Below are 13,719 nucleotides of genomic sequence, written 5' to 3' on the forward strand. Positions count from 1 at the left end.
TACATCATTTTCTATTAATTCAAATACTTTTTAGCATTCTCCAAAGCTTCATCAATTCCTGCCGGGTTTTTACCTCCTGCTGTTGCAAAGAAAGGTTGTCCTCCACCACCTCCCTGGATATATTTCCCTAATTCGCGTACAATCTGACCCGCGTTTAATTCTTTTTCAGCAACTAAATTTTTAGACACGTAACAGGACAGTAATGCCTTACCATTTTGTTCTGCCCCAAAGAGTGCCACTACATTATCAAGTTCTCCCCCAAGTTCAAAAGCCAGGTCTTTAATTCCCGCAGCATCCAGATCTACTTTTTTAGCCAGGAACTGAACACCATTTATTTCTTCGAACTCAGATTTAAGCTCACTCTTTAGGTTTTTGGCTTTATCTTTTAACAATGCTTCAATCTGTTTTTTGAGGCTTGTATTTTCTTCTTGTAGAGATGTTATTGCTTTTACTGGATCTTTAGCGTTTTTAAGCACTGATTTCACCTCATTAAACGCTTCAGATTGAGCAGTAAAATATTCTTTTGCAGCATCAGAAGTAATTGCTTCTATTCTACGAACTCCTGCTGCGATTGCGCTTTCGGATGTGATTTTAAAATGCCAAATATTACTCGTATTTTCCACATGTATTCCTCCACATAGCTCCATTGACTCTCCAAACCGTATTGCTCTTACCGAGTCTCCATACTTTTCTCCAAATAATGCTATAGCACCTTCAGCAATAGCTTGATCATATGAAATATTGCGTTTTTCTTCTAAAGGAAGGTTTTCACGAATTCTGGCATTCACAAAATTTTCAACCTCCTTAAGCTCTTCTGCTGTAACTTTAGAAAAGTGCGAAAAATCAAAACGTAAATTCCCACTATGTACCATTGAACCTTTTTGCTCTACGTGCGTTCCTAAAATAGTACGTAATCCTTGATGCAATAAATGTGTAGCAGTATGATTAGCAGCTGTTCTGGAGCGTTGTTTAGCATCTACTATAGCCGTTAGTGTTTCATTAATATGTTTTGGTAAATTTTTAGCAAAATGAATAATCAGATTATTTTCCTTTTTCGTATCAATAATATACACTACATCTCCGTTAGGAACTTCTAAATACCCTTTGTCACCAACTTGCCCTCCTCCTTCAGGATAAAAAGGTGTTTTGTCAAAAACTAACTGATATAGTTCTCCATCTTTCTTACTATTTACTTTGCGATAGCGAGTTACTTTAACATCCGCAGATAAATGATCATACCCAATGAATTCTTCTTTAGCATTATTCTGTAAAATTTCCCAATCACCAGTAGAAACCTGAGATGCTGCTCTGGATCTATCTTTTTGTTTTTGCAATTCAACATCAAAACCCTTCTCATCCAATTCATATCCTTGTTCACTAAGAATCAAAGCTGTAAGATCAATAGGAAAACCATAAGTATCATAAAGCTCAAATGCCTTTTCTCCAGAAACCACTTTCCCTTTGGTATTCTTAATCACATTATCTAACAATAACAACCCTTGATCTAATGTTCTTAAGAATGAATTTTCTTCTTCTTTAATTACATTAATGATTAGGTTTTTCTGTGATTTTAACTCAGGGAAAGCCTTACCCATCTGCTTACTCAATGTTTCTACTAATTGATAGATAAATGGCTCTTTTGTGTTTAAAAAAGTAAATCCATATCGAATTGCTCTACGTAAAATCCTTCTGATCACATACCCTGCACCAGTGTTACTTGGCAGTTGTCCATCTGCAATCGAAAATGCTACTGCCCTAACGTGGTCAGCAATTACACGAATAGCCACGCTTACTTTACCATCTTCATCCGTAGGCAAGCTATCTTTATCGTATTCAGAATTAGTAATAGTTTCGATCTCTCTAATTAACGGAGTGAATACATCAGTGTCATAATTAGACTTTACTCCTTGCAAGACCATACACAAACGTTCAAAGCCCATCCCGGTATCTACATGCTGAGCTGGAAGTTTCTCTAAAGAACTATCTGCTTTTCTGTTATACTGCATAAAAACCAGATTCCAAATCTCTACTACTTGAGGGTGATCGGCATTTACTAAATCACGGCCTGGGGTTTTAGCTTTTTCCTCATTAGAGCGAATATCTACATGGATTTCTGAACAAGGCCCACAAGGCCCCTGATCTCCCATTTCCCAGAAGTTGTCTTTCTTATTACCCATAATGATTCTATCTTCAGGAACGATTTCCTTCCACAAATCATAGGCTTCCTGATCCATCTCCAGGTTTTCATCCTTTGCTCCTTCAAAAACAGAAACATATAATATATCTTTATCAATTCCATACACTTCGGTAAGTAGTTCCCAAGCCCAATGAATCGCTTCTTTTTTAAAATAATCCCCAAAACTCCAATTTCCTAACATCTCAAACATGGTATGATGATAGGTATCCATACCTACTTCTTCCAAATCATTATGCTTACCACTAACTCGTAAACATTTTTGGGTATCTGTAATACGGTTACTCTTAGGAACACCATTACCTAAAAAGAATTCTTTAAACTGGTTCATCCCGGCATTAGTAAACATCAATGTAGGGTCGTCTTTTATCACCATTGGTGCTGATGCTACTATACTATGTTTTTTAGATTTAAAAAACTCTAAAAATTGATTTCTGATTTCTTGGGATTTCATGAATTCTATATGTTATCTAATATTATCTCAAAATTACACTTAAAACACTTGAAAAAACATAGGTTTCATCTTAACAAGTTTTACTAAATGCAAAATTGATCTTTGTCAGTTTTTCCGCACTTTGCAACATTTTACTATATTTGTTGCGATGGTAGCAATTTTATTAACCGCTATTTGGTTAATATCCTGCAAAAATAGTATATTTTAAATTATGTCAAAGGTTAAATATTACTACGATAGTGATACTCTTTCTTATCGCAAAATTGAGCAAAAGAAAGGACGTAAATTTGGTATAGCAGCATTAAGTATTCTCGGTGCATTTTTGGCTGGGTTCCTGCTGCTTCTTATATATTTAAATATCCCACAATTAGAGACTCCTAAAGAAAAGGCATATCGAAGAGAGCTTGAAAACATGAAGCTTCAATATGACTTAATGAATAAAAGACTTAAACGTGATGAAGTCATTCTACAGGAGATTGCAGAACGTGACGATAATATCTACCGTTTATATTTTGGAGCAAAACCAATTCCTGAAGAATTACGTAACGCTGGTTTTGGAGGTGTCAATAGATATAAAAACTTAGAAGGTTTTGACAATTCTGAAATGATCATTAGCAGTAGTGAACGTATTGATAAACTTACCAAACAAATTGTAGTACAGTCTAAATCTCTGGATGTCATAGCAGATCTGGCTGAACAAAAAGAAGAGTTACTTGCTACTATCCCCGCAATACAACCTATTCAGAATTCTGATCTTAAGAGAATGGCATCAGGTTATGGATGGAGAAGTGATCCTTTTACCAAAGCTAGAAAATTTCATTACGGAATGGATTTCTCCGCACCAACAGGAACGCCTATTTACGCATCCGGAAATGGTGTTGTAAAAAGAGCCGATGCTAATTCTACAGGCTACGGAAGGCATATACGAATAGATCACGGCTTTAACTACATGAGTTTATATGCTCATTTAAGTAAGTATAATGTAAAGGTAGGGCAAAAGGTAAAACGCGGTGACATCATAGGATATGTCGGAAATACAGGTAGATCAGTAGCTCCTCATTTACATTATGAGATTTTCAAAGATGGCGAAAAAATTAATCCACGTAATTTTTATTACGGAAGTTTAACTCCTGAGGAATTTGCAGAAATGCTTAAAGCCTCTAACCTAGTCAACGAAACTCTAGATTAAATATCAGTCAATGCGTAAAACCCTTCTGTTTGTAGTTATTTTTGGTTTTAGTTTCTCAATACAAGCCCAGAAATATTCAAAAGAAGAGATCGACTCCATGTATACTATCGTTGAGGTCGTTAAAGAAAAACTAGCCAAATTTAAACATATCAAAGTCATGGCCGTTGGTGATATCATGATGGGTACCAATTTCCCTAATGAAAGCTACATGCCTCCCGAGGGTAAAGGTCCTTTTGATGATGTACATACTGTTTTATTAGAAGCCGATATTCTTTTCGGGAACTTAGAAGGCACACTGACCGATGAAGGTGAAAATGCAAAAAGGTGTTCTGATCCTTCCAAATGTTATTCTTTTCGATCTCCAGAGTATTTTGGAAAATATTTAGAAGAAGCCGGTTTTGATGTGATGAGTATCGCTAATAATCATATCGGTGATTTTGGTAATATTGGTATTAAAAACACTGCCAAAACTCTCGAAAAACACGATATTGCCTATGCAGGAATCTTTGCAAAAGAGTCTACTATTTTTGAAAAAGATGGAATCACTTATGGATTTTGTGCTTTTGCCCCAAATAAAGATTGCGTAAAAATTCATAACTTAACCAATGCAAAAAGAATAGTAACCGAACTCAAACAAAAAGCAGATATAGTGATCGTATCTTTTCACGGCGGTGCAGAAGGTTTTAAACACACCCACGTTCCTAGAAAAACAGAACGTTTTTATGGCGAAGACCGTGGAGATGTGTATCGCTTTGCGCATACAATGATAGATACCGGAGCAGATATAGTTATTGGCCATGGGCCTCACGTTTCCAGAGCATTCGAGGTATATAAAAATAAATTTATTGCATACAGCTTAGGAAACTTTTGCACTTATTCCAGATTTAGTTTAGGAGGTGTCAAAGCATATGCCCCGATTGCGGAAATTGATATTGATACCGAAGGTAATTTTATAAAAGGCAAACTTCACTCTGCTAAACAAATTGATGAGGTATACCCATTTATAGATGAAAAGAAAGGAGCTTTAAAAGAAATTAAGAAACTAACCGAAGAGGATTTTCCTGAGAGTAAGCTCATTTTTAACGAAGATGGAAGTTTTACACAACAAAAAGATTAATTTATGTATGTAGACTTGCCTAAAAAAATGTATTACGGTATCGGTGAGGTGGCAGATGCTTTTAATGTAAACACCTCATTAATTCGTTTTTGGGAAAAAGAATTCGATATCCTAAAGCCTAAAAAAAATGCCAAAGGCAATCGAAAATTTACCCCAGAAGATATTAAAAACCTAGAACTCATCTACCACTTAGTAAAAGAGCGTGGCTTTACCTTAGAAGGGGCAAAAATTCATCTCAAAGAACAAAAACAAGAAACCCTGGATAGTTTTGATATTATTCGCAAACTAGAAGCTATCAAAGGACAACTACTTAAGATTAAAGAACAACTATAAACCCATAATGGGCATTAAACAAAACCAATACACAATCATCATGAAAAAACTGCTGATCCCAATTGTTATCATTGTTATAATTATTGGAATGTTTTATATGTTATCTGGCGGAAAATACAATCAAGCTGTTACTTATCAAGAAGATGCTATAACAGCTTGGTCTAATGTAGAAAGTGCCTATCAAAGACGAAGCGACCTGATCGGAAATTTGGTAAAAACCGTTCAAGGTGCTGCTGATTTTGAAAGAACTACATTAAAAGAAGTGATCGATGCCAGGTCTAAGGCTACCTCTATCAATATTGACCCCAGTAATATTACTCCAGATCAAATGGCTCAGTTTCAAAAGGTACAAAGTGGATTAACCTCAGCCCTATCCCGATTATTAGTTACTGTAGAAAGATATCCTGATCTAAAAGCTAATCAAAATTTCCTGAACCTTCAAACACAATTGGAGGGTACTGAAAATAGAATTAATGTAGAACGCAATAGATATAATGAATCTGTCGGGACTTACAACAAATACCTGAGAGTTTTTCCTAATAATATCGTTTTAACAAGACTAGGGAATTTTGAAAAAATGACTCGATTTGAAGCTGAAGAAGGGACCGAGAAAGCACCTGATGTAGATTTTGATTTTAAGTAATGTCTAAAGTAGAAGATTTTCTTACCACTGATCAGGAACAGCAAATTGTAGCTGCGATTAGAGATACCGAGCAAACCACATCCGGAGAAATCCGTGTACATTTGGAAAAACATACAGAACTTGATGTTTTAGAAAGAGCTGAAGAAGTTTTCCATTATTTAAAGATGGACAATACCATCCAAAGAAATGGTGTCTTAATTTATGTTGCTGTAGAAGATCGAACATTTGCTATATATGGTGACCAAGGCATCAATGAAGTTGTGCCGGAAAATTTCTGGCAAAGCACTAAAGATGTTATTCTGAAGCATTTTAAAACAGGAAACTTCACTCAAGGGCTAATCGATGGAGTTATCTTAGCCGGAGAGCAGTTACAAAAACATTTTCCGTGGGATCATTATGATACTAACGAACTTCCGGATGAAATATCAAAAGGGTAAATAATGACTTTAAAACAAATACTACTGCCTTTTTTATTTATCCTAGGAACATGTTCTGCATCAATTTATGCCCAAAGAGAAATTCCTCCTAAACCAAAAGAACAGACCGCTGTATATGATGAAGCTAGAATGCTTTTTCCTAACAGCAAACAGTTAGAGCAGAAATTAATACGCTATTCCGACACAACTTCAACTCAAATTGTTGTTGCTACCATCAATTCATTACAAGGCGAAAACATCGGTTTATATGCTGCAGAATGGGCACACAAATGGGGAATTGGTCAAAAAAAAGAGGATAATGGAGTTTTTATACTTGTTGCCAAAAATGATCGAAAAATATGGATCGCCACCGGTTATGGTGTAGAAGATAAACTAACAGATTTTGTTAGTAAAACCATTATTGATGATATCATAACCCCAGAATTTAAAAGAAATAACTTCTATGGCGGATTAGATAAAGGAACCACTGCAATCTTTCAGGTTTTAGACGGTACTTTTAAAGGATCCAGAAAGAAAAAACCTAATGCTCCTTTAGGACATTTTGTATTATTATTTTTTATTGTTGTAATCATTATTGCTGCATTTAGAAAAAGTAACCATAAAAATGGCGGAAAGGGAAATAGAGGTAATCGATCAGGATCAGGAAGTTTACTTGATGTTATTATTCTAAGTAATATGGGGCGCGGTGGATTTGGAGGAGGCGGAAGTTTTGGCGGTGGTTCCAGCGGAGGATTTGGTGGAGGCTTTGGAGGCGGAGGATTTGGCGGTGGTGGTGCTGGTGGGAGTTGGTAGCATTAGTGATTAAAAGCAACAGTTATACATGATAAAACTAATCGGAATACCCTTTGACGCAAATTCATCTTTTCTTAAAGGGTCATCCTATGCCCCTCAACGTATTAGATTAATGGATAAAGAAGGTTCTTCAAATTCTTTTTCAGAATATGGATTAGATGTAAAAGAAGGCATTGTCTATAAAGATTGTGGAGATATACACTTTGAAAATACAAATCCTAAAACAGCATTTGATACGATTCAAAGTAAAATCAGACATTTAGTTAGTGATAATAGTAAAGTTATTTCTTTTGGTGGTGATCATTCTATCAGCTATCCTGTCATTAGTGCTTTAGCTGAAAAATATTCCGAATTAAACATTTTACACCTGGATGCTCATGCTGATTTGTATAACAATTTTGATAACAATCCCTTTTCTCACGCTTCACCTTTTGCTAGATTAATGGAAACGGGGAAAATCAATTCGTTAACGCAAGTTGGTATCAGAACCTTTAATACACATCAAAGAGAGCAAGCTCATAAGTTCGGAGTACATGTTATAGAAATGAAAGATTTTAACTTTGACTTCATTAAAAACTTACCTTCTCCACTTTACATTTCTGTTGACTTAGATGTATTGGATCCTGCTTTTGCCCCTGGAGTATCACATCATGAACCAGGAGGAATGACCACAAGACAGTTGATCCAAATAATTCAAGAGATTCCTTCTCATATTATTGGAGCTGACATTGTAGAATATAATCCAATAAGAGACCTGAATAATACAACCGCAATGGTAGCTTATAAGATATTTAAGGAATTAACTGCTAAAATGCAGGGGTAACTATTACTTCTTTCTAAAATACACAGCAACCGGTACTCCGTGAAAATCAAAGTTCTTACGTAGTTGGTTTTCTATAAATCTCTTGTATGGATCTTTAATATATTGTGGTAAATTACAAAAGAACGCAAACTGTGGCTGAGGTGTGGGTAACTGCATACAATATTTAATCTTTACATATTTACCCTTATAAGCTGGTGGTGGATTATGCTCTATAATCGGCAACATTGTGTCATTCATCACACTAGTCTTGATCTTTTTAGAACGATTATTATACACTTCGACAGCCGTCTCAATTGCTTTAAAAATACGTTGCTTGGTCATTGCAGAAATAAATACAATTGGCACATCTGTAAAAGGTTCGATCTCTTTACGGATTTGCCTCTCAAAATCCTTCATCGTATTACTTTCCTTGTTTTCGACCAAATCCCATTTATTAACAAGAATTACGATCCCTTTTCGGTTGCGTTCTGCTAACCAAAAGATATTTTGCACCTGACCATCAAAACCTCTGGTAGCATCAAAAACAATCAAACAAACATCACTATGTTCTATGGCTCTAACCGATCGCATTACAGAATAAAACTCCAGATCTTCTTTAACCTTAGATTTACGCCTGATCCCGGCAGTATCTACTAAGTTAAATTCGAATCCGAAACGATTATACTTAGTATCAATTGCATCACGTGTTGTTCCGGCAATGTCTGTTACAATATATCGATCTTCACCAATTAAGGCATTGATAAAAGAAGATTTACCTGCATTAGGCCTACCTACTACCGCAAAACGAGGTAGTTCGGATTCTTCCACGTCTTCTTTTTCTGGTAATGCTTCTACCAAAGCATCTAATAATTCTCCGGTTCCACTACCATTGATACTGGCTACTGTATAATACTCTCCTAGCCCCAACGAATAGAACTCTACGGCATCTGTAGCCCGCTGAGCATTATCTACTTTATTGACTACCAGAAAAACAGGTTTTTCTACTTTGCGAAGCAAATTAGCTACTTCTTCATCCATTCCTGTAACTCCAGATTCTACATCTACCATAAAAAGAATCGCATCTGCTTCATCGATAGCCAATTCTACCTGCTTATCTATTTCAGCCTCAAAGATATCATCACTACCCACCACATAACCTCCGGTATCAATCAGAGAGAATTCTACACCATTCCAATCACTCTTACCATAATGCCGATCTCGGGTTACTCCGCTCACCGCATCTACGATAGCTTCTCTTCTTTTTATTAGACGATTAAAAAAAGTAGACTTCCCTACATTAGGTCTCCCCACAATTGCTACAATACCGCTCATTACAATCTTTTCTGAAATTTGTGCAAAATTAGACTTTTTATCTGAGACTACAGCTAGCGTTTTTCTTTACTGCAAAACTTTATTTACTAAGAATTTAAAAAGCCACAATACAGTTTATGGTATTGTAGCTTTTATATATCCTTACATCTTATTTAGTTTTTTTGATTTTAATACCACTAATTTTGAAAATTGATTGATCACTTCGTATTAATTGCAAGAAACCTCAGCATCCTTCGCTATAGTAGTTCCTGTATTCTCTAAGTTACATACTTCTTGTGGGATACTTGTTAAGGAATTGTTACTTAAATTTAGTGTAGTTAATTTTACAAGATTTCCCAGCTCTGCTGGAATATCCGTTAAGGAATTATGATTTAAGTTTAAGAATATCAATTTTGCTAACCTTCCTAGCGCTGCAGGTATACTTCTCAAGGAATTATGATTTAAGCGTAGTACAGTTAAATTTGTCAGATTTCCTAACTCTACCGGAACACTGGTTAAGGAATTATCCTCCAGGTATAGATAGCCCAGACTCCTAAGACTTCCTAACTCTGATGGAACACTTGTTAAAGAATTTTTGCGTAGGTTTAAACTTCTTAGATTTGTCAAATCTCCTAATTCCTTAGGAAGTATTGATAGAGATTTTTCTGATAAACTAAACCATTTTCAACCGTTACTCCATTCCAGGTAGAAATATCATGATTTGCAATGTCCCACCCTAATATATTACTAGGATTGACTTCATAAATAGCTTTTAAAGCCAAATATTCTTTTGAAGAATAACAAATAGCTGTATCATCTTTTTGAATTTCTGTACCAGAATTTGCTAAATCGCAGATTTCTCTTGGAACAGTTGTGATCATATTACTTTGAATTCTCAACAAATCAAGGTTGGTCAAGTTTCTTATTTCTATCGGTAATGACGTTAAATTATTTCCATCTAATAATATTCTATACAATTTAGAAAGGCTACCTATGATTGGAGGAACTGAGGTTATCTCATTATCTGTCAAGACTATACTTTCCAAATTACTTAGTTTATCAATTTCTATAGGTATTGCTCCTATTTTATTCACTCTCATAAAAAGCTCTGTAAGACTACTCAGATTTCCAATTTCTGCTGGTAAAGACGTAATTGAATTTTGAGCCATATTTATTTTCTTAAGATTATTTAAGCTTCCTATTTCGATAGGCAGTGTTTCAAGCCTACTACCAAAAATTGTAAGTTCTTCTAACTGTTTAAGATTCCCTATTTCTTTAGGTATAATAGAGATTTCAGAAAAAGTGATTGACATTTTTTTTAGATAAGTCAGGTTACCAATCTCAGGAACCAGCGTAGTGATATTAAGAGCACTTCCACTTAATACCAAAGATACTACCCTGTCATTCTCTAATATTACCCCCTGCCAAGAAGAAATATCAGCCTGAGTAATATCCCAATCCAATGTATTATCAGTATTAGCTTTATAAATTGCTATTAAAACGTCTCTATCTGTAATTTCTGCAACAATCACAGTAATTGTATATACTAACTTTGATCCATCCTGCGCGGTTACAGTATAAGTTACAGGATTAGTATAATCTCTAAGTTGGTTTGGATCCGGGCTTATCGTAGCCTTTTCTGGAATTGTAATATCTGCTTTTAGGGTAGTTACATCCGTACCATATGGTAAATTAACTATGATATTATTGTCCTCTTGATTAATAGTCCCTATAGAATCCCCTATACTAAATGACGTAATCTGCTTTTCACTACTTAATAATTGGTTTACATCATCATCGTTGCTACAGGACAATATTAATAATGATAATATAAATACTAGAACAATTTTACTATTTATGATTCACATTTTTTATTTTACAGTTATTTTTTTGCAAAACCACATCATTAAATAATGTATTTCCTTACCTAATTCGGGTGGTTTCTTGTGACCGTTTTATTAGATATAAAAATCTAAATATTCAACCATATGTAATCAATATATCTTCCCAAAGACCCCTCCGGCTCTTTGAAACCCCTGTATGAGTTGCTAAAGCATTTATCAAAAAAAGATTCTTTTTTAAATACTTTTTGGTGCTCTTATCTCCTATTTCTTTTTTCTAAAATCCCTTTTGACCCTTAGGCTCTAGGATTTTAATCAAGTTTAAGGAAGTATATCTTTGATTTTAGTTCTTTTGAGATTCAATGCATTTATATATTTCTAATTATTTTTTAGGTCTATCAACCTTTATATATTTAGTTACACAAATATTTATATGCTATAGGTGTTATGTAATTATCAGTTTTAACAACATAACCATCTTCATTCAATTCATAAGAATAATTATTAAAGCTTATCAAATTGCCAGCGTCATCCTTCTCAATAATTGTCTTAATTAAATTTTTGTTGGACTTTCCTGATAGTAGTTTTAAGTTGTTTTGTTTATTGAGTAACTCTTCATAATACTCATATTCTTTTGAATACTTTTTTATATCGGTACTTTGATCAACTAGCTCTCCTATTTCGTTATACACAACAACGTAAGATGTTTCTACAATATCTTCAGAAACCAGATTTCCATTCTCATAATTATAACTTACAACGATATCGGTATTATTTTCAAAGCACCCTGCTACACATTCTCTTAATTCAAATGTTCTGGTTTCTTCTATCAAATACCCTTCAGTATCAAATACTCTTTTTACCCCAGAAAACTCATCGATAAAATCATCAATAATTCTAACTCCTGAGCTGGCTTCATTACCCTCAATATTCCAAACTACATCATTGCTTTGTCTATTCCCTTCATTATCAAAAAAGGATATGGTGATTTTATCAGCCCCATAAACGATCCTCTCTTCACCTCCTTTTTCATCTTTATAATAATCAGTTTTTTGGATAATTCTACCCTGATTATCATAAGCGTATACAATCTTTGATTGACCCATAATCCTTTCTGAGATCAAACAGAATTTTCCCGGGTTAGCTATTATGTCGGTCTCATCATCTTTACTACAACTTATTAATACCGCAGCCAATACTATCGCTAGTCTGCATAGGCTTTTAAGTTTCATATCCTTTATATTTTTACTCACAATTCCCATTTCTGATTCCTGATAGCTCATCCTTATAATATCCATTCAGTTTTTTACCACTTTCAAATTCTGCTTCAAAAGAAAGTTCGTATACGCCATTTTCAATATCACCATCAGTTTTTATGTTTATCGTAGCCTTTATAAGGTTATCTAAAATTGAAGGAATCGGATTTCCTTCTTCAAAAGTTGAAACGTCAACATAGTTCACACTTAGTTCATCTCCTAAGAAAGTGTATTCCCCATTGCGAATTAAATTCCTAACAGAAGAATAATTATCTCCTAACTCTATAACAATCCGACTCCCATCACCAGATATTGGGTTCAAAAGTTCGCTAACCGTTGATGGGTTCTCTTTATATTCAAGCGTACCAGAAGACAAATAAAATCCTGCATAACTTCCACCACATTTGATCATCGCCATTCTATTAATCTCTTCTGTTTTATCATCATAAGTAAAACTGTTTATGGTCTCTGGAGGTAGTATCAAGTCAGCATCATCCTCACTACAGCTTATCAATGTATTGGCCAATACTAATGCCAGAATAAATAAATTTTTAAGTTTCATATTGCTTTAATTTTTATATCTAATGTATTTACTCTGTAAGAACAATATCACCTACAGCTGTGGTAAATTTGTAAGTACGCACATAATCTTTTCCTTCTTCTGTAGTCCCGGTTCTTTTGTATTGAAAATCAAAAAAATCATCTTCAAAACGTAGAATTTCAATATCTACAACAATTCCCATATTTAGTTTAAGAATACCGTCCTCAATCAACCACTCATAATCTCCTCTCTCATTAGAAGAAGAATGCCTGCGTCGATAAAGGCATTCTCCATCTGCATAAAAATCAAAATAGGCATAGATAGATTGATCATCTACAAACGAAACCGTTTCTTCCTGATCTACAACTCCTTCAACTCTTCTTGTTTCTGTTAGGGTTAAAACATTAAGTGACTTATCACTCAGGTCTTCCTTACTTACCTTAATCGTAGTATCTATTACCGGCACCGGATCATCATCAGAAGAGCAAGCAGCCAATGATAAGGTTACTACACATAGTACTAAAAGTTTGTTTTTTAAATTTTTCATATCCATTACTTTTTTAAATTTTTCATATCCATTACTTTTTTAATTTTTCCTTAAATGAGCCTTTAATGTATTAACCAAGAAAAATGTTACCCCCCTTGTTCTATATTTTTTTTGGAAACAGTTATTTTAATGATTACATATACCTGATCAGAGCTCTACTAAAAACCTCTTTAAAATCATCATTTTTTCACCTTAAAAGGCAAAAAACTACACATTTTATAACATCACAACTCACTCATTAACTGATATTTATATCTATTTA

General features: G+C 34.4%; 14 protein-coding genes. 7 read left to right on the top strand and 7 right to left on the bottom strand.

Annotated features, from left to right (window positions below):
* Positions 1–14: 14 nt before the first annotated feature.
* Positions 15–2,648: an alanine--tRNA ligase gene (gene alaS / locus J8M14_RS16045; protein ID WP_211075820.1), complete on the bottom strand. Its 2,634-nt coding sequence runs from the start codon at positions 2,646–2,648 to the stop codon at positions 15–17.
* Between the two features lie 211 nt (positions 2,649–2,859).
* On the opposite strand from alaS, the gene J8M14_RS16050 reads away from it, so the two are divergent.
* From J8M14_RS16050 to speB, 7 genes are read left to right on the top strand one after another with little or no spacing between them, the layout of a single operon-like run.
* On the top strand, positions 2,860–3,837 hold the full coding sequence (locus tag J8M14_RS16050) for a M23 family metallopeptidase (protein ID WP_211075821.1): 978 nt from the start codon (positions 2,860–2,862) through the stop codon (positions 3,835–3,837).
* A gap of 10 nt (positions 3,838–3,847) precedes the next feature.
* Positions 3,848–4,954: a CapA family protein gene (locus J8M14_RS16055; protein WP_211075822.1), complete on the top strand. Its 1,107-nt coding sequence runs from the start codon at positions 3,848–3,850 to the stop codon at positions 4,952–4,954.
* Between the two features lie 3 nt (positions 4,955–4,957).
* Positions 4,958–5,287 (top strand): MerR family transcriptional regulator, encoded by a 330-nt coding sequence (locus J8M14_RS16060; protein WP_211075823.1) that lies wholly within the window; start codon positions 4,958–4,960, stop codon positions 5,285–5,287.
* Positions 5,288–5,327: 40 nt separating this feature from the next.
* Positions 5,328–5,930, top strand: coding sequence for a LemA family protein (locus tag J8M14_RS16065; protein ID WP_211075824.1), 603 nt, complete (start codon positions 5,328–5,330; stop codon positions 5,928–5,930).
* Positions 5,930–6,367, top strand: coding sequence for a TPM domain-containing protein (locus J8M14_RS16070; protein ID WP_211075825.1), 438 nt, complete (start codon positions 5,930–5,932; stop codon positions 6,365–6,367). Before J8M14_RS16065 ends, J8M14_RS16070 begins: the two co-directional genes overlap by 1 nt.
* 3 nt (positions 6,368–6,370) lie before the next feature.
* Complete coding sequence (locus J8M14_RS16075; protein WP_211075826.1) at positions 6,371–7,159, top strand: TPM domain-containing protein; 789 nt, start codon at positions 6,371–6,373, stop codon at positions 7,157–7,159.
* A gap of 28 nt (positions 7,160–7,187) precedes the next feature.
* Positions 7,188–7,982, top strand: coding sequence for an agmatinase (speB, locus tag J8M14_RS16080; RefSeq protein ID WP_211075827.1), 795 nt, complete (start codon positions 7,188–7,190; stop codon positions 7,980–7,982).
* 3 nt (positions 7,983–7,985) lie between these two features.
* Here speB and der read toward each other — a convergent pair whose 3' ends face one another.
* The 6 genes from der to J8M14_RS16110 form a co-directional block, all read right to left on the bottom strand.
* Positions 7,986–9,293, bottom strand: coding sequence for a ribosome biogenesis GTPase Der (gene der / locus J8M14_RS16085; RefSeq protein ID WP_211075828.1), 1,308 nt, complete (start codon positions 9,291–9,293; stop codon positions 7,986–7,988).
* Positions 9,294–9,500: 207 nt separating this feature from the next.
* Complete coding sequence (locus J8M14_RS16090; RefSeq protein WP_211075829.1) at positions 9,501–9,899, bottom strand: leucine-rich repeat domain-containing protein; 399 nt, start codon at positions 9,897–9,899, stop codon at positions 9,501–9,503.
* 5 nt (positions 9,900–9,904) lie between these two features.
* Positions 9,905–11,086, bottom strand: a complete 1,182-nt coding sequence (locus J8M14_RS16095) for a leucine-rich repeat domain-containing protein (protein WP_211075830.1) — start codon at positions 11,084–11,086, stop codon at positions 9,905–9,907.
* Between the two features lie 440 nt (positions 11,087–11,526).
* On the bottom strand, positions 11,527–12,345 hold the full coding sequence (locus J8M14_RS16100) for a hypothetical protein (RefSeq protein ID WP_211075831.1): 819 nt from the start codon (positions 12,343–12,345) through the stop codon (positions 11,527–11,529).
* 13 nt (positions 12,346–12,358) lie between these two features.
* Complete coding sequence (locus J8M14_RS16105; RefSeq protein WP_211075832.1) at positions 12,359–12,931, bottom strand: hypothetical protein; 573 nt, start codon at positions 12,929–12,931, stop codon at positions 12,359–12,361.
* Between the two features lie 28 nt (positions 12,932–12,959).
* Entirely contained in the window at positions 12,960–13,457 is a 498-nt protein-coding gene (locus J8M14_RS16110; protein WP_211075833.1) for a hypothetical protein, read from the bottom strand.
* Positions 13,458–13,719 lie beyond the last annotated feature (262 nt).

The organism is Aquimarina sp. MMG016, from assembly GCF_018100805.1.
GTDB lineage: Bacteria > Bacteroidota > Bacteroidia > Flavobacteriales > Flavobacteriaceae > Aquimarina.

What these genes read in the sequence shown, in the direction of transcription:
- alaS (WP_211075820.1), bottom strand. Translation starts at nt 2,648, where the DNA reads ATGAAATCCCAAGAAATCAGAAATCAATTTTTAGAGTTTTTTAAATCT.
- J8M14_RS16050 (WP_211075821.1), top strand. Translation starts at nt 2,860, where the DNA reads ATGTCAAAGGTTAAATATTACTACGATAGTGATACTCTTTCTTATCGC.
- J8M14_RS16055 (WP_211075822.1), top strand. Translation starts at nt 3,848, where the DNA reads ATGCGTAAAACCCTTCTGTTTGTAGTTATTTTTGGTTTTAGTTTCTCA.
- J8M14_RS16060 (WP_211075823.1), top strand. Translation starts at nt 4,958, where the DNA reads ATGTATGTAGACTTGCCTAAAAAAATGTATTACGGTATCGGTGAGGTG.
- J8M14_RS16065 (WP_211075824.1), top strand. Translation starts at nt 5,328, where the DNA reads ATGAAAAAACTGCTGATCCCAATTGTTATCATTGTTATAATTATTGGA.
- J8M14_RS16070 (WP_211075825.1), top strand. Translation starts at nt 5,930, where the DNA reads ATGTCTAAAGTAGAAGATTTTCTTACCACTGATCAGGAACAGCAAATT.
- J8M14_RS16075 (WP_211075826.1), top strand. Translation starts at nt 6,371, where the DNA reads ATGACTTTAAAACAAATACTACTGCCTTTTTTATTTATCCTAGGAACA.
- speB (WP_211075827.1), top strand. Translation starts at nt 7,188, where the DNA reads ATGATAAAACTAATCGGAATACCCTTTGACGCAAATTCATCTTTTCTT.
- der (WP_211075828.1), bottom strand. Translation starts at nt 9,293, where the DNA reads ATGAGCGGTATTGTAGCAATTGTGGGGAGACCTAATGTAGGGAAGTCT.
- J8M14_RS16100 (WP_211075831.1), bottom strand. Translation starts at nt 12,345, where the DNA reads ATGAAACTTAAAAGCCTATGCAGACTAGCGATAGTATTGGCTGCGGTA.
- J8M14_RS16105 (WP_211075832.1), bottom strand. Translation starts at nt 12,931, where the DNA reads ATGAAACTTAAAAATTTATTTATTCTGGCATTAGTATTGGCCAATACA.
- J8M14_RS16110 (WP_211075833.1), bottom strand. Translation starts at nt 13,457, where the DNA reads ATGAAAAATTTAAAAAACAAACTTTTAGTACTATGTGTAGTAACCTTA.